Origin of the sequence: Paraburkholderia sp. J63, assembly GCF_905220245.1 — a bacterium.
GTDB lineage: Bacteria > Pseudomonadota > Gammaproteobacteria > Burkholderiales > Burkholderiaceae > Paraburkholderia.
In genome coordinates this window covers 1-14,973 of the sequence record NZ_CAJMZF010000078.1, presented here as the reverse complement: position 1 = coordinate 14,973, position 14,973 = coordinate 1, and the positions used below count along the sequence as shown (strand labels likewise).

The following is a 14,973-nucleotide window of genomic DNA, read 5'->3' as shown; positions in this document are numbered from 1 at the left end:
TTGCGCCGCATGCGCAAGCACAAATTTGCGCTCGGGCAAAATTAAAGAGGCGCGATTTCCACCGCGCCTCCACCCTCCGCCACTCTCTCCATCTACGTCAGCTCTTCGATCCGCCCTTCGATGGCTTCTTGAACATCGCCTTGCACGGCGGCGACAGCTCGTCGTAGTGCTGCTTCATGCAAGCCGTGATCTTTTCCTTATTGGGTATCTCGCTCGAGCAGAAGTGAAACGCATCGCCGCGACAGGCATGATCCTCCTCGCTCTGCGACGCGCCATAGCCCGGCAGCGCCACGGCCGCCAGCGTAATCGTCGCCGCCAGCAAGGTGCCCACGCGCATCGGGTATCTGATCTTGTGAGTCATGTCGCGATCCTCGTGATGATTGTTCTGGACGATGCTTCTGCAAGCACCGTTCCCGGCACGATGTTTGCGCCGTCCAAACGTCATCACAAAAGAAGGCGCTGCGATCCCTGCAGCGAACCGCCATGCGACCTGAGTTTTCCCGTCTTGCACGCGGCGTGTCGACCTTTGCCACCGCGCTCCTGCTGTTTTCGCCGCTTGCCGTCCATGCTGACGACAGCGCAAGCCCGTGCGCCGCGCTCAAGCGCATCGTCGCGGCGGCACCGCAGCACTTCGCCTCGTTGAGTCCCGACGATGGCCGCGCAGTCGCCCAGCCCTATGGCGATGACGCCCAATGTGCCACCACGCACGGCACCTATCAGTGCACGTGGAGCACGCGCAACGCCGACGAAGGTTCGGGTACAAACGCGCTCGAAGGTGTGGGCGCCGATATCGCCTCGTGCCTGCCGAACGCCACGCACGACGGCAACGCGCCTGGCCGGCAGCACTTTTATCTAGGCGAGCGAGGCAGCCGCACGGAGATCACCGCGCAGACCGACGGTGCGACGCGCGTGAAATTGACGGTCTCGCGGCAGTAACCGACGCCGCCGTCTTCAGGTACGCGCCGCATCACGCGGCGCCGCTGCCTTGCGGCCGGCGCCCGCCGCGCGCACCGCGCCGTGACGGCGTCCGGTCAGCACCGTCTGCACGATCACGGCTGCCAGCAAAAACGCGCCGCTCGCGAGGTTCTGATAGTACGGGCTGAGCGTGCCGACCTGATTGATCACGTTGTCGATCACGCCGAGCAGCAACACGCCCGCAAGCGGCCCGGCCATCGTGCCGACGCCGCCCGTGAGCAGCACGCCGCCGATCACGGCCGCGGCGATCGACTGCAATTCGTAGCCCGTGCCCGCCGCCGCCAGCCCCGAATCGAGGTGCGAAGCGAGCAACGCCCCCGAGAGCCCCGCGAGCGCGCCCGAGAGCCCATAGGCGAGTACCTTCACGCGCTCCACCCGCACGCCGAGCATGCGCGCCGCCTCCTCGTTGCCGCCGATCGCGAAGATCGCCGCGCCGAAGCGCGTGTGGTTGAGCAACAGCGCGCCGAGCGCATAGACAATCACCAGGACCCAGATCAGATTGCTGATGCCGAGCAGCGAGCCGTTCGCGATATGCGTGAAGAAGCCCGGATTGGCGATGAGCAGGTCCTGGCTCGCCAGCACGAGCGCGACGCCCTTGAGCCCGAGCAACGCGGCGAGTGTGACGATGAACGGCGCCATGCGCGCCCGCGCGATCAGCAGGCCGTTGACCAGCCCGAGCACGAACCCGGCCAGAATGGGCGCGAGCATCGCGGCGCCCCAGCCGTACGGCGCCGCGTACGCCGAGAGCACGGTCCCGAGCCCGACCATCGAGCCGACCGAGAGATCGAACCCGCCGAGGATGATCACGAGGCTCTGCCCCACGGCGACGAGTCCGAGGAACGCGCTATTCGCCGCGATATCGGCGAGATTCGCGTGCCTCAGGAAGTCGGGGAACACGAGTCCGGCCACCAGCGCCACGACCACGAGCATGCCGATCGCGCCGCGCGACTGCACGAGGGCGATGATCTGCGCGCGCCGGCCGGCACGCGGGGCGGGCAAAGCCGAAGATCCGGACGATGGGCTCGAGGCCGGTGTTGCGCCGCGTCGCATGGCGTCAGCCTCCCGAGCGCTGCAGATAGAGCGCGACGACGATGAACACCGCCTTCAGGATCTGCGCATAAGTAAAGCTGATGTTGTTCATGATGAAGCTCGCGTCGAGGACCTGGAGCAGCAGCACGCCGAACACCGCGCCGACGATCGAGATACGCCCGCCCGAAAGCGGCGTGCCGCCGATCACCGAGGCCGCGATGGCGTCGAGCTCGAAATTCACGCCGACGTAATTGGGATCGGCCGCGCCCAGCCGCGCCGAGGCGAACAGGCCCGCCAGCCCCGCGAGCGTGCCGCTTGCGGCATAGACGAGAAACAGCGTGCGGCGCACCGGAATGCCCGCGAGGAACGCGGCGCTGCGGCTCGCGCCGACGAGTATCGTGTAGCGTCCGAACGTCGTACGGCGCACGACGAACGCCACCACGACAGCAAGCGCGAGCGCGATCAACATGACGACGGGCACGGGGCCGAGCGCGAGCGCACCGAGCACGTCGAACGCCGGCGTATCGGGCAAGTTCACGCGCGAGCCGCCGAGCAGCGCCTGCGCGAGCCCGCGCGCGGCGACCAGCAGCGCGAGCCCGGAAATCAGCGGATCGATGGCGAGCAGCGCGACCAGCGCGCCATTGCACAATCCCGCCAGTGCGCCGACGGCCACGGCGCCCACGAGCGCCGTGCCGACGCCGTAGGGCAGAAACACGGCAATCGAGGCGCTTGCGAGCGCCATCACCGAGCCCACCGAAAGGTCGATGCCGCGCGTCGCGATCGCGAGATTCTGGCCGAGCGCGATGAGCACGATAGGCGCGGCCTCGAACAGCAGGCTGCGCGCGGCGAACGGATTCGAGAAGCCCGGCGTCACCGCCAGATTGAACGCGACGAGCGCGGCCAGCGCGAAGTACACGCTGTGCTCACGCAGCACGGCAAGCCATGCCGCGCGGCCGTGCCGCGTCTCGCCGGGCGCGCGCGGCGCGGAGGAGTTCGAGGGGCTCAAGCGGTCCTCGTTCGATTCAAGTTGGGTTGCCATCGGTGCCGGATTCGTCGATTATGCGGCCGTCTTCGGGCGCATGGCCCGCCAGCACGGCGAGCACGTCGTCGGGATGGGCGCCCGCCGTGGGCATGCCGCCTTGCGTCGCGCCTTCGTTGAGCATCACGAGCCGTCCGGTCAGCGCGAGCAGCTCCTCCATTTCCGAGGACGTGACCACGACCGCGAGGCCCTCGTGCGCGAGCTCCTGCACCACGCGATGCACCTCCTCTTTCGCGCCGACGTCGATACCGCGCGTCGGGTCGTCGAGCAACAGCACGCTCGGGCGCGTGGAGAGACAGCGCGCGATCAGCGCTTTTTGCTGGTTGCCGCCCGAGAGCGTCGACACCGGCGCACCGGGCCCCGCCGTCTTGATGCCGAGGCGCGCGATCGACTCGCGCACCAGTTGCGCCTCTTTCGCCCGCGAGATGAAGCCGAAACGCGAGATGCGCGGCAGCAGGCTCGCTACGATGTTCTCGCGCACCGAAAGACGGGAAAAGATGCCTTCGGCGCGGCGGTCCTCGGAGAGGAATGCGAGGCCGCGGCCGATCGAGCGCGCGGGCGTCGCGTGCGCGAGCGCGCGGCCCGCGAGCTTCACCTCGCCCGCGTCGGCCCGCTGCGCGCCGAAGATCGTCTTGAAGGTCTCCGTGCGTCCCGATCCGAGCAACCCCGCCAGCCCCACGATCTCGCGCGGCGCCACGCGCAGCGACACATCGCGCACGCGATTGCCCCACTGCAGGCCATCGACTTCGAGCGCGGGCGCGGAAGGGGTCGCCGTCTCGGCGAGCGCTTCGTCGCGTGCATCGGCGGCGCCGGCACGGTCGCTCCACGCGTGCTCGCCCGCGCCTTCGCGGCCCAGCATCGCCGCGATCAGTGCGCCGCGCGGCAATTCTTCGGGCGTGGCGGTGCGCACCACGGCGCCGTCGCGCATCACGGTCAGCCGGTCGCAGAGGCGATAGCATTCGGAGAGCCGATGGCTCACGAACAACAGGGCGATGCCTTCGGTGCGCAGCGCGTCCACGACTTCGAACAGCACATCCACTTCCGCGCCGCTGAGCGCCGATGTGGGTTCGTCGAGAATCAGCACGCGCGCGCCCAAGGACACGCCTCGCGCGATTGCCACCATTTGCTGGGCGCCCAGCCCCAGCGTGCCGAGCTTCGCCGCCGGATCGACCGCGAGCCGGTAGCGCTGCACGATTTCGGCGGCCTGATCGAGCATGCGCTTCCTGTCGATCAGGATGCCGAAGCGTTTGGGCTCGTGGCACAGGAAGATATTGTCGGCCACGCTGCGCTCGGGAATCAGGTTGATCTCCTGATACACAGCGCACACGCCCGCGCGCTGTGCGGCGCGCGGGCTGTCGAAGGACACGTTTGCGCCGTCGAACGTGAGGCCGCCCCCATCGGGTTGATGAAAACCCGTCAGCACCTTGATGAGCGTGGACTTGCCCGCGCCGTTCTCGCCCACGAGGCCATGCACCTCGCCCGCGCGCAACGTGAGCGACACGTCGCGCAGCGCGCGCACGACGCCGAACGTCTTCGAAACGCCACGTGTTTCCAGTACGGTGCGCGACGCGCCGGCGGCCTCGCCAGCGGTCTTCGCGGCAACCTCACCCGTTGTCATTGCCCGTGAGGCCGCTCAGTAGACCTTGCCCGCCGCCAGCGACGCCTTCGCGTTGGTCTTGTCGAAGAGCGCGTCGTCCATGATCTGCTTTTGCGGCACCGGCTTGCCCGCCATCCAGTCTTCGAGCGACTTGAAGGCAAGCGGGCCGAAACGCGGATTCGTCTCGACGTCGGAGGCCACGATGCCCTGATCGATATCGCTGACGATCTCCTTGGTGCCGTCGATCGACACGATCTTCACGCCCTTGAGCTTGCCCGCCTGGCGCAGCGCCGTGATCGCGCCGACGGTCATGGTGTCGGCGTGCGTATAGACGGCGTTGATGTCGGGGTGCGCGAGCAGGATCTGCTCCATCACTTTTTGCGCCTCGGTCGTCGACCAGTTGGCGCTCTGCGCCGCCGCGATCTTCATGTCCGGATAGGCCTTGAGGCCGGCCGCGAAGCCGTCGGTGCGCTGGGTCTCGACCGAGTTGCCGTAGCCGCCCTGAATCTCGGCGATCACGGCCTTGCCGCCCGTTGCGTCGGCGAGCGCCTTGGCCGCGCGCTCGCCCTGCTTGTAGAAGTCCGAGCCGAGGAAGGTGATGAAGTCCTCGCACACCGTGCCCGCCGTCTGCCGGTCGATGGTCACGACCGGAATGCCCTTGGCGCGCGCCTGGGCGAACGCGGGCTGCAGGCCGGTGGAATCGTTCGGCGCCACGATCAGCGCCTCGGCGCCTTGGTTGATCATGCTTTCGATGTCGGCGACCTGCTTGGCCTGGTTCGCGTTCGCATTCGTATAGAGCAGGCGCTTGACGCCGGCCGCCTTCGCCGCCGCACGCACCGAAGCCGTTTCGGTCGCGCGGAACGGATTCTGTTCGTTCTCGGATTGCGAGAAGCCAACCACCATGTCGCTCAGCTTCTTGTTGCCGGGCTTGGGATTGGTGCAGGCCTCGCTGGAGTTCGACTGGACCTTCTGTGCGCCGGCATCGGACTGGGCGTAAGCGCTGCCGGAAACCACCATGGCGAGCGCCGCGCACAAGCCGGCGGCAATAAGAGCGGACTGGATGCTTCGTTGATGACGCATGGCTGTCTCCTGGTTTCTCCTGGTTATTACTGCCACCGCTTCAACTAATATTAACAGTCAGTTATCGACAATATTAATGAGGGTATTCACGGGTGCAGTGACGCTGGGCGCGCAGACCGAAGCGCGCTCGATGAGCGGTCCGTCCAGCTTCACGGTGCGATGGCGCACGGGCGCGCCGGCGCTGCGGTTCTGCTCTTCCTGCAAGAGCGTGTCGACGGCCCAGCGGCCCAGTTCGTAGTTCGGCAGCACCACCGTCGTCAGCGGCGGATGGGTGTGGCGCGCGATTTCCTGGTCGTCGTAGCCCATTACCGAGACGTCTTCGGGCACGCGCAGCCCGAGCTGCTTGAGCGCCTCGATGGCGCCGATCGCCATCAGATCGTTGGCGCAGAAGATCGCCGTGGGCGGATTCGGCTCGCGCATGAGCGAGAGCGTGAGCTCGAAGCCCTTGTCGGGGCTCCAGTCGCCGTCGCGCACGAGGCGCGCGTCGAACAGCAGGTCGGCGGTCGCGAGCGCCTGCCGATAGCCCTTCAGCCGGTCCTTCGCCGCGTCCTGCCAGGCCTCGCCGTTGATGAAGCCGATGCGCCGATGCCCCGCCTGGATCAGGTGCGCCGTGGCCGTGTGCCCGCCCGCCACCTCGGCTGGCACGACCGAGGAAAGCGCGTGGTCCGAGGCGTAGCAGTTGAGCAGCACGGCGGGCACCTTGAACAGCGCGGGCGGCACCGCGACCTTGCGCGTGTAGACGGTCGCGTAGATCACGCCGAGCACATTGGGCATGGCCAGCGTCTGCAGCACCCGTTGCTCCATCTGCGCGTTGCCGTGCGTGGAGAACACGGCCAGCACGCAGCCGCTGTTCCAGGCCGCGTCGCGCGCGCCGTCGATGCTCACGACCGGATGGGGGCTCGTGGAGACTTCATCGGAGATATAGACGATCAGGTTGCGCTCGCCCGCGGGGGCCGGCGGCTGGGCCGAGCGCACGGGCAACTGATAGCCGAGCGACTGCGCCACTTCAAGAACCTTGTCGCGCGTGGCCTCGGAGAGTTTGGCGCCGACCGCGCCGTTCAGCACGAGGGAGACCGTCGATTGCGATACGCCCGCCACCTTGGCGATATCGGTCATGGTCGGACGGCGCTGGGTCGATTTTTTCATCGGATGCTGGAAAGGCTGCGCTGCCCGGTCGGGCGCGATTGGGCTACAGCGTAGCATTAATATTTTCCACCAACAATTAGCGCATTCCGCTATGCCTTCGGTCCACCTCAAGCCTTTCTACGGTCTATATTAGTTTTTATGAATAATATTTCTAAAGCTTCGCCATCTCGCCTGACTCATGGTCAGGTAGCGCGCCAAAGCGCACTCTGGCCGACAGGAGAACACTCTTGACCGCTGCCTCGCCACGCCGCCCTGACCCTGCCGCCGACACTGCTCGCGCGGTATTCGACGCCGATGCGCTCGACGACGGCCAGACCGTCTCGCTCGTGCACGGCGCCTCGCGCGCCTTGATCGCCCCGCACGTGGGCGGCTCGATCGCCGCCTTTTACGACGAACGCGGCGCTGGAGCCGCAAGCCGCGACGCGCAGCATTGGCTGCGTCCCGCCACCCGTGAAGCGCTCGACGCGCGCGACCCGCTCGGCATGGCGAGCTTTCCGCTGATGCCCTACTGCAACCGTATCCGCGACGGACGGTTTCGCTTCGAAGGCGAGAGGATCGATCTGCCGAGCGGCACGGGTGCATTGCGCCATGCGCTGCACGGCCACGCGTGGCAGCGGCCGTGGCGAGTCGAGTCGCAAAGCAGTCAGGCCGTCACGCTGCATTTCCAGCACGAGGCGCCCGCGCGCGGCGGCGAGGGCTGGCCGTTCAGCTATGAGGCGCGCCAGCACGTCATGCTCGATGCCGCGGGCCTTCAGGTGCGGCTCTGGGCGCGCAATCTGGGTTCGCGCGCGATGCCGTTCGGTTTCGGCCATCACCCGCACTATCCGCGGCCGCCCGGCACGCGCATCTTTGCGCGCGTGCGCGCGATGTGGGAAATGGACGCGGACGTGCTGCCGGTCACGCTGAGCGCCCATCCCGCCGTGGAAGCGCTCGAAGACGGCTTGATCGTCGAGGACTTCGACCTCGACAACAACTTCTCGGGCTGGCGCCGCGAGGCGCTGATCGAGTGGCCGCACGAAGGCCGGCGCCTCGCGTTGCGCGCCAGCGCGCCGCTCGACTTCTTCGTGCTCTATACGGCCGCGGGGCTGCCGTGGTTCTGCGCGGAACCCGTGAGCAACACGACGGACTGGCTCAATCTCCAGTCCGACGGCCTCGCGGGCCGGCTCGACGTGGGCGGCACGGTGCTGGCGCCTGGCGAAAGCATCGAGGCGCAGTTCGCCTGGCTGCCGGAGCGCCCATAGCTGACGAGCAGCGCGTTACCCGTGCGAGCACAGCCGCTCGCGCGGGACTCGATAATGTCCCCGATATCCGGCCACATCGCACGGGCGTACGATTCGCGTTCGGCACCGCAAGCCGCCCAGGCGAGAAACCCTGAGGCGCGTCGCGAGCACGCAACGCCAGCTTTGCACCGGAGAGATTCCATGAACCGCAGTTCAGCCGTCGACGTCCAGACGTTCATCAACGCGCATCCGTTCTCGCCGTTTCAGTGGTTCATCTTTCTGATCTGCTTCGCCATCGTCCTGCTCGACGGCTTCGATACCGCGGCCATCGGTTTCATCGCGCCTTCGCTGCTCGGCGAGTGGGGTCTCGCCAAGGCCGCCCTCGCGCCGGTGCTGAGCGCCGCGCTGTTCGGCCTCGCCTGCGGCGCGCTCGTCTCGGGCCCGCTCTCCGACCGGCTCGGCCGCCGCAGCATCCTGCTCGGCGCGGTGCTCCTGTTCGGAGCGGCGTGCCTTGCCTCGGCGTTCGCCTCGAGCATCGGGCACCTCGTCTGGCTGCGCTTCGTCACCGGCGTCGGGCTGGGCGCGGCCATGCCGAACGCCGTCACGATGATGGGCGAATACTGCCCCGACTCCCGCCGCGCGACGATCATCAATCTGATGTTCTGCGGCTTTCCGCTAGGCGCCGCGCTCGGCGGCTTTCTGGCCGCGTGGATGATTCCGCACCTCGGCTGGCGCAGCGTCCTGCTGCTCGGCGGCGTGACGCCGCTCCTGCTCGCGGTCCCGCTCGCGCTGCGCATGCCGGAGTCCGTGCGTTACCTCGTGGCAACGCAGCGGCCCGCCGAGCGTATTCGTGCCGCCCTCGCGCGCATTTCCGCCGACGCGCACGCCGCGCAGTCGTTCACCATGACCGAGAATGCGCCGCACGCCGAGGGCAAGGGCCTCGGCGTGGTGCTCTCGGCCCGTTACGCGGTCGGCTCCGTGATGCTGTGGATCGCCTATTTCATGGGCCTCGTGATCTTCTATGCGTCGATCAACTGGATGCCGCTGCTGCTCAAGGATGCCGGCCTGCCACCCGCGCACGCGACGCTGATCTCGGCGCTGTTCCCGCTCGGCGGCATTGGCGCGGTGCTGTGCGGCGTGCTGATGGACCGCTTCAACGCCAACCGCATCATCGCCGCGTGCTACGCGCTCACGGCGCTTTCCGTCTGGCTCATCGGCCAGGCGGTGGGCAATGTGGGCGTGCTCGTGCTGGTCGTGTTCGCGGCGGGCGTGCTCATGAACACCGCGCAATCGTCGATGCCCGCGCTCGCGGCCGCCTTCTATCCGACTCAGGGGCGCGGCACCGGCGTCGCGTGGATGCTCGGGATCGGCCGCTTCGGCGGGATCGCCGGATCGTTTCTCGTGGCCGAGCTGGCGCGCCGGCATTTCTCGTTTGCGGGAATCTTCGCGACGATCGCCGTGGCCGGTCTCGTGGCCTGCGTGGCATTGCTCGTGAAGCAGGCCGCGCAGCCGCATGACGTGCCGGTCTCGCCGGGTGCGGAGAAGGAGTCGTTCGGGCACTGAGCGAAACGCTGAGCGTTGCCGCGTGATGGTGCGTTAAATGCAGCGGTGTTTCTAGTGCAACGGGCCGCACCCTTGCAGCCCGCTCACGTTCTCTCTTGCGCCGCTGCGTCGATCAGAACTTCGGCAGCGGCCGGTTCCCCTGCGCACCCTGCTGCTGCACGGCGGCATGCGCGACACCCGCAGCGGCCGTCGTAAACGTCCACAGCACGTCGACAGGATATGTCTGCCCCGAAGCCGTCAGCACGCCCGTCACGTGAACCGTATAGGTCGTGTTGCCCGCGAGCGGCGCGTATGGCACGCACAACGCAGCATTCGAAAGCTCGCCGGGCGTGGTCTGCGGCGTCTGTGCGAGACACGGCACATTGGTCCCATCCGTTGCCGTGATCGTGAAGCTCATCGCACTGAGCGTCGTGCCAAAGCCGCCCTGAATCGTCACCGGGTAGCCGACCGTCGTGAGCTCGTACTGCGGTGCGCTCGCGAACGGATTCGGGTCCTCGTTGGCAAGCCAGTTCGTCGGCACGCCCTGCTCGCCGGCGTAGGGATAAGCGACGAGCGCGGTCTGCGGCAACGTATCGGCGCTATCGCTGCCGAAATCGATGTTGAACGCCTCCCAGCTCGCGTTCGCCATATAGGCCACGCCCATCGACGTGAAATCGTCGAGCATGACGATGCGATGGAACGGCGCGTCGAACAGCGTCTCGACTGGCGAAAGGCTGTCGTCGAACGCGGCGGGCTGGCCCGCCACCACCACTTCGCCCATCATCGACCAGGTGCCGACGGCCTCGATGCGCGTCTGCGGATCGGCTCCCGTAAAACCTGGCAGACCTGATGTTTCGGTGTGGCCGTATGCGTCGTTATCGACCAGATAGGTCGCGTGATCGAGCGACGCCGTGACGAGCCCCGCATCGCCGGGCAGTGCGGCAAGGCCGACGTTCTGGCGCATCGCGTTGAGCCAGGCGACGCCGTCGGCGCTCGCATTGCCGCTCGCCGCCGGAAACGCCGTCGCATGCGCGGCCGGCGCGAGCAGGACCGCGCCGTTGGCGGGCGCGTTCAACGGGCTCGTCGAGGGCGGGACGGTCGAGCTTGTGGCCGGTTTGCTTGCGGGCTGCGTCACGCTATTGCCGCCACCCGACGCATTGTTCGTGGCCGTACCGCCCGCGCCATCCGACGAGCCGCCTCCACCACCGCAGGCCGCGAGCAAGACGGCCGTAACAAGCGTCGCCGCCTCGAATTTCAGTCTGGAAAACCGCATCTGTTGCCTTCTCAAGGTTCTTCGCATTGCGACGCCAGCCCGCCTCGCGTTGCTCGCGCCCATCACCGGGCGGGCCGCACAACGGCTTGAATTCGACTGAAGAAAACGATTGCGCGAATTTGAATTTCGCGTCCTGACTAACGGCAGTACGCGATCGAACTTGAGTGCAAATAGCGGAGACGTACCGCCGCATTCGCGTGAATGGCAGCGGCGAATCGACTGAAGATTGCGTAACGATTAATGCAGCGAATATTCGTCCGACGATTGTGTGCTGGAGACTTGCGAGCGAGCCGCGCGCTCAGCCGCCGAGTGCGGCGAGATTGAGTGTGTGCGAATGGCCGATCCACGCAGCGGCATCGCGATGATCGCGCAACGCGTCGGCGGTATTGGGATGCACGAACACGTCGAGCGCGCCGTGATTGAGCACGAGCCACGCGAATACAGCGGCAAATCGCTCGCCCGGAATTTCGAGCTGGTACGACCACATCGGATGCGGCCCGACGGGACGCTCGTGAAAACGCCCGATCTGCACGGCGTCGCCCAGTTGCGCCGCGATGGTCTCGCGCAAAGCCCACGCGGCATCACGCGTGTCGGCATCGAAATAGATGTGGGCGTGCCAGCCGGAAATAGCGGCAGGATCGGAATGAGTCATGGGCTGAAAAGTGAGGAGATCGTCGAGGCTCGAATCGATATTGTGCCGCGAAACCCGCATCGCATGCGCGCTGGCTTCAGCGCGCGCCGTTCGCATAGGTGTCGCCCACCATCAGCCGCACGATCTCATCGCCGTTCGTATGCGGGACCTCGCGCTCGCCGGCCACTTCGCCCCGGCGCAGCACGACGATGCGGTCCGACACTGCAAAAATATCGTGCAGGTTGTGGGAAACGAGCAAGACCGCCACGCCCTGCGCCTTGAGCGAGCCGATCAGCGCCATCACCTTGCGCTGCTCCGGCACGCCGAGCGCGGCCGTGGGTTCGTCCATGATGAGCACGCGCGCATTCCAGTAAATAGCGCGGCCGATCGCGATGGCCTGGCGCTGTCCGCCCGAGAGCATCTTCACGGGGCCGCCGAGCTTGCGTGGCGGAATCACGATATCGAGCCGCTCCAGCACTTCGCGCGCGACCTGCGCCATGCGCGGCCGGTCGATCACCTGAAAACCCAGCTTGCGGCGCGTGGGTTCGCGGCCCAGAAAGATATTGCTGCCCACGTCGAGGTTGTCGGCAAGCGCGAGATCCTGGTAAATCGTTTCGATGCCCTGGGCGCGCGCGTCCTGAGGATCGCGCAGTTGCATCGTGCGGCCGTCGAAGCGCAGTTCACCGGCATCGGCGTGATAGACACCCGAGAGTATCTTGATGAGCGTGGATTTGCCCGCCCCGTTGTCGCCCGCGAGCGCGAGCACTTCGCCGGGCATCAGGTGCAGCGAGACGCGCCTGAGCGCCTCGACGCCGCCAAAGCGAATCGAAATGTCGCGCGCCTCGAGCACCGGCGTTGCGCCCGCATCGCTCATTGCGCGCCTCCGAGCCGCTCCTTGTACTGATCGATGAGCACCGACACGATGATCACGATCCCCACCACGATGAACTGCCAGAACGCGTTGACGTCGATAAACACGAGGCCGAATTCGATGACGGCGATAATGAGCGAGCCTATCAGCGTGCCGATCACGGTGCCCGTGCCGCCAAAGAGGCTCGCGCCGCCGATCACGACCGCCGCAATCGAGTCGAGCAGCATCGGTTCACCGGCGTTGGCGGCGCCGGCCGCAAAGCGCGCGGTATAAATGATCCCGCCGATTGCAGCGAATGTGGCAGCGATCAGATAGATCGCAATCAGATGACGGCGCACGTTGATGCCCGCGCGCACGGCCGATTGCGGATTGCCGCCAATTGCATAGGTGTACTGTCCAAATTTCGTTTGCGAGAGCACGAAGTGCATGAAGGCCAGCAAGACGGCCGTGAGCACGACGGGCGTCCAGCCCTGCCCGATCCATGCGAGTGCCGCATTGTCGACGGCGACGGTCATGCCGCTGCCGGCCGCGAGAAAGCCCGCGCCGCGCGCCACGCCATACATGCCGAGTGTGCCGATGAACGCGGGCACGCCCAGGCGCGCGATCAGCACGCCGTTGACGAAGCCGGGAAGCAGGCAAACGAGAATCGTGAGCGGAATCGACAGCAGCAGCACCCATGGCGAGCCGCCGCCCGGGAGCGTGAACTGCGCGACGCACACAGCGGCAAGACCCATGACGAATCCCACCGAAAGGTCGATGCCCGCCGTCACGATCACGAAGGTCTGACCGATAGCGAGCAGCAGCGGCGCGCTGGCCGCAAGCCCGATCGACTGCAGGTTATACGCATTGAAGACGAACGAGCGATGCGCGGAAAGGCGCGCCCACACTTCGAAGAACACGAGCAGCGCGCCGAGAAACAGCCACGGCCAGACCTTGCTGACGAGTGCGAGGCGATCGAGCCGCTTGTCGTTCATGGCGCGCGCGGGTCTCTCCGATGCGGGTCGGTCCGGTCAGTTCGAGTAGATGTAGACCTTCATTTCCGGCATATCGATGTTCGACTTGTCGAGCACCACGAAGCCCGTGCTCCGGTAGACGGGAACCTTCCTGCCGCGGATCGCGTCGACGGCAGCCTTCACCGCGTAATAGCCCATATCGTAAGGGCGTTGCGCAATGGCGATGGAGACGAGGCCGCTGCTGATCTTGTCGTCGATGCCCGGCACGGCATCGAACACCACAACCTTGATCTTGCCTTGCTTGCCCGCGGTCTTCACGCCTTGCGCGGCGCCGCTGCCCGAGAACGTGTTCGCGCCGAACACGCCCGCGAGATCGGGATTGCGTGCGAGCACGGCGGCCACGTGCGCGGCGGCACGGTTGGCGTCGTCCTCGTTGTATTGCGTTTCGAGCACCTTGATGTTCGGATGCTTCTTCATCTCGTCCATGAAGCCCTGCACGCGCGCGTCGGTGCTGGAGATGCCGGGCTTGTTGTTCTCGCAGTAGACCGTGCCCGTGTCGCCGATGGCTTTCGCGAGCGCACGCGCCGCCACGCGGCCACCTTCCAGGTTGTCCGAAGCAATATAGGAAAGCGGGAAATCGGCGTCGCCCTTGCCGGTCTGGTAATGACCGTCGCCGATATAGGTATCCACGGTAATCACCTTGATGCCGGCGTCGGCGGCTTCCTTGAGCGGGGCAATCATCTGCTGCTTGTCGACGGGCGAGACGAGCAGCACGTCGGGATGCTTCGCGATCAGCGCCTTGAGAATGGGCACCTGCTCGGTCGTATTCCAGGCTTTCGGAACCTGGAACAGCAACTGTACGTGCTCTTCCTTCGCCGCGCGCTCGGCGCCGCGGTACATCGTGAAGTAGAAGGGATCGGTCACGCCGGGCAGCAGCGCGACCACGGGATGGGCGGCGTCGGCGTGCGCCGCGCCGGGCAGCGCACCGAGCGCGGCCAATGCGATCGTGGAAACAGCCATCAGGCGGCCAAGAACGATGCGCAGCATGTTGTCATCCTCCAGGTGAGTCCGACGCACGGCGCCCAATCTTCCTGAGGCGACCACGCCCGGCAACAGTCGCCCAGTATTACTGACGGGCACTCTGGCCGGGCCTGGTGTTTTCCAGCAGTGCTATCGCATCGTGCCTCGCGCGATTCGCGCCGATGATTGCATACGCATCATTGCAGGAACAACCGATACGCCGGATTGTGCGTCTCTTCCCAATGCGGATAGCCGAGCGTGGCGAGGAAGCGCCGGAACTCCGCGTCTTCGGCCGCCGGCACCTGGATGCCCACCAGAATCGAGCTGTAATCGGCGCCCTGGTTGCGGTAGTGGAACAGGCTGATGTTCCAGTTCGGCGCCATCGACGAAAGGAAGCGCATCAGCGCGCCCGGACGCTCCGGGAACTCGAAGCGGAACAGACGTTCGTCGTGCGCGAGCGGCGAGCGTCCGCCCACCATGTAGCGGATGTGTTGCTTCGAGAGCTCGTCGCCGGTGAGGTCGACGCACGGGAAGCCGTGATCGACGAAGCTCTTTGCGATCTGCTGCGACTCGCCGCGGTTGCGGATCTGCACGCCC

Annotated in this window: 14 protein-coding genes and 1 pseudogene; 3 read left to right on the top strand and 12 right to left on the bottom strand. The window is 66.5% G+C overall.

Annotation, left to right across the window (positions count from 1 at the left end; translation table 11 throughout):
• Nucleotides 1-97: 97 nt before the first annotated feature.
• Nucleotides 98-361, bottom strand: coding sequence for a hypothetical protein (locus U5775_RS37475; RefSeq protein ID WP_415913754.1), 264 nt, complete (start codon nucleotides 359-361; stop codon nucleotides 98-100).
• 122 nt (nucleotides 362-483) lie between these two features.
• Here U5775_RS37475 and U5775_RS37470 point away from each other — a divergent pair, with 122 nt between their 5' ends.
• A complete protein-coding gene (locus U5775_RS37470; RefSeq protein ID WP_322063177.1) occupies nucleotides 484-936 on the top strand; it encodes a hypothetical protein in 453 nt (150 codons plus the stop codon).
• A gap of 15 nt (nucleotides 937-951) precedes the next feature.
• On the opposite strand, the gene U5775_RS37465 is transcribed toward U5775_RS37470, so the two are convergent.
• Genes U5775_RS37465 through U5775_RS37445 form a run of 5 tightly spaced genes read right to left on the bottom strand, consistent with a single transcriptional unit; the run spans nucleotide 952 to nucleotide 6,866 of the window.
• Nucleotides 952-1,974 carry an ABC transporter permease gene (locus U5775_RS37465; protein ID WP_322063176.1) on the bottom strand — a complete coding sequence of 341 codons (1,023 nt, stop codon included), beginning with the start codon at nucleotides 1,972-1,974 and terminating at the stop codon, nucleotides 952-954.
• A gap of 55 nt (nucleotides 1,975-2,029) precedes the next feature.
• Nucleotides 2,030-3,043: an ABC transporter permease gene (locus U5775_RS37460; RefSeq protein ID WP_322063175.1), complete on the bottom strand. Its 1,014-nt coding sequence runs from the start codon at nucleotides 3,041-3,043 to the stop codon at nucleotides 2,030-2,032.
• Entirely contained in the window at nucleotides 3,027-4,661 is a 1,635-nt protein-coding gene (locus tag U5775_RS37455; RefSeq protein ID WP_322063174.1) for a sugar ABC transporter ATP-binding protein, read from the bottom strand. The genes U5775_RS37460 and U5775_RS37455 overlap by 17 nt, the downstream gene beginning before the upstream one ends.
• A 15-nt stretch (nucleotides 4,662-4,676) precedes the next feature.
• Nucleotides 4,677-5,720, bottom strand: a complete 1,044-nt coding sequence (locus tag U5775_RS37450) for an ABC transporter substrate-binding protein (protein ID WP_322063173.1) — start codon at nucleotides 5,718-5,720, stop codon at nucleotides 4,677-4,679.
• A gap of 57 nt (nucleotides 5,721-5,777) precedes the next feature.
• On the bottom strand, nucleotides 5,778-6,866 hold the full coding sequence (locus U5775_RS37445; protein WP_322063172.1) for a LacI family DNA-binding transcriptional regulator: 1,089 nt from the start codon (nucleotides 6,864-6,866) through the stop codon (nucleotides 5,778-5,780).
• Between the two features lie 227 nt (nucleotides 6,867-7,093).
• Between U5775_RS37445 and U5775_RS37440 the strand changes: the two genes are divergently transcribed.
• A complete protein-coding gene (locus tag U5775_RS37440; RefSeq protein ID WP_322063171.1) occupies nucleotides 7,094-8,107 on the top strand; it encodes an aldose 1-epimerase in 1,014 nt (337 codons plus the stop codon).
• Between the two features lie 180 nt (nucleotides 8,108-8,287).
• Nucleotides 8,288-9,649 (top strand): MFS transporter, encoded by a 1,362-nt coding sequence (locus U5775_RS37435; protein WP_322063170.1) that lies wholly within the window; start codon nucleotides 8,288-8,290, stop codon nucleotides 9,647-9,649.
• 112 nt (nucleotides 9,650-9,761) lie between these two features.
• Here U5775_RS37435 and U5775_RS37430 read toward each other — a convergent pair whose 3' ends face one another.
• From U5775_RS37430 to U5775_RS37405, 6 genes and pseudogenes are all read right to left on the bottom strand, one after another.
• Nucleotides 9,762-10,901 (bottom strand): CAP domain-containing protein, encoded by a 1,140-nt coding sequence (locus U5775_RS37430; RefSeq protein WP_322063169.1) that lies wholly within the window; start codon nucleotides 10,899-10,901, stop codon nucleotides 9,762-9,764.
• A gap of 298 nt (nucleotides 10,902-11,199) precedes the next feature.
• On the bottom strand, nucleotides 11,200-11,553 hold the full coding sequence (locus U5775_RS37425) for a DOPA 4,5-dioxygenase family protein (protein WP_322063168.1): 354 nt from the start codon (nucleotides 11,551-11,553) through the stop codon (nucleotides 11,200-11,202).
• Nucleotides 11,554-11,629: 76 nt separating this feature from the next.
• Nucleotides 11,630-12,406 (bottom strand): ATP-binding cassette domain-containing protein, encoded by a 777-nt coding sequence (locus U5775_RS37420; protein WP_322063167.1) that lies wholly within the window; start codon nucleotides 12,404-12,406, stop codon nucleotides 11,630-11,632.
• Nucleotides 12,403-13,377 (bottom strand): ABC transporter permease subunit, encoded by a 975-nt coding sequence (locus U5775_RS37415; RefSeq protein ID WP_322063166.1) that lies wholly within the window; start codon nucleotides 13,375-13,377, stop codon nucleotides 12,403-12,405. Before U5775_RS37415 ends, U5775_RS37420 begins: the two co-directional genes overlap by 4 nt.
• Before the next feature lie 36 nt (nucleotides 13,378-13,413).
• On the bottom strand, nucleotides 13,414-14,403 hold the full coding sequence (locus tag U5775_RS37410; protein WP_322063165.1) for an ABC transporter substrate-binding protein: 990 nt from the start codon (nucleotides 14,401-14,403) through the stop codon (nucleotides 13,414-13,416).
• 170 nt (nucleotides 14,404-14,573) lie between these two features.
• Nucleotides 14,574-14,973 (bottom strand): annotated as a pseudogene (locus U5775_RS37405) (threonine ammonia-lyase, biosynthetic); the annotation flags it as partial.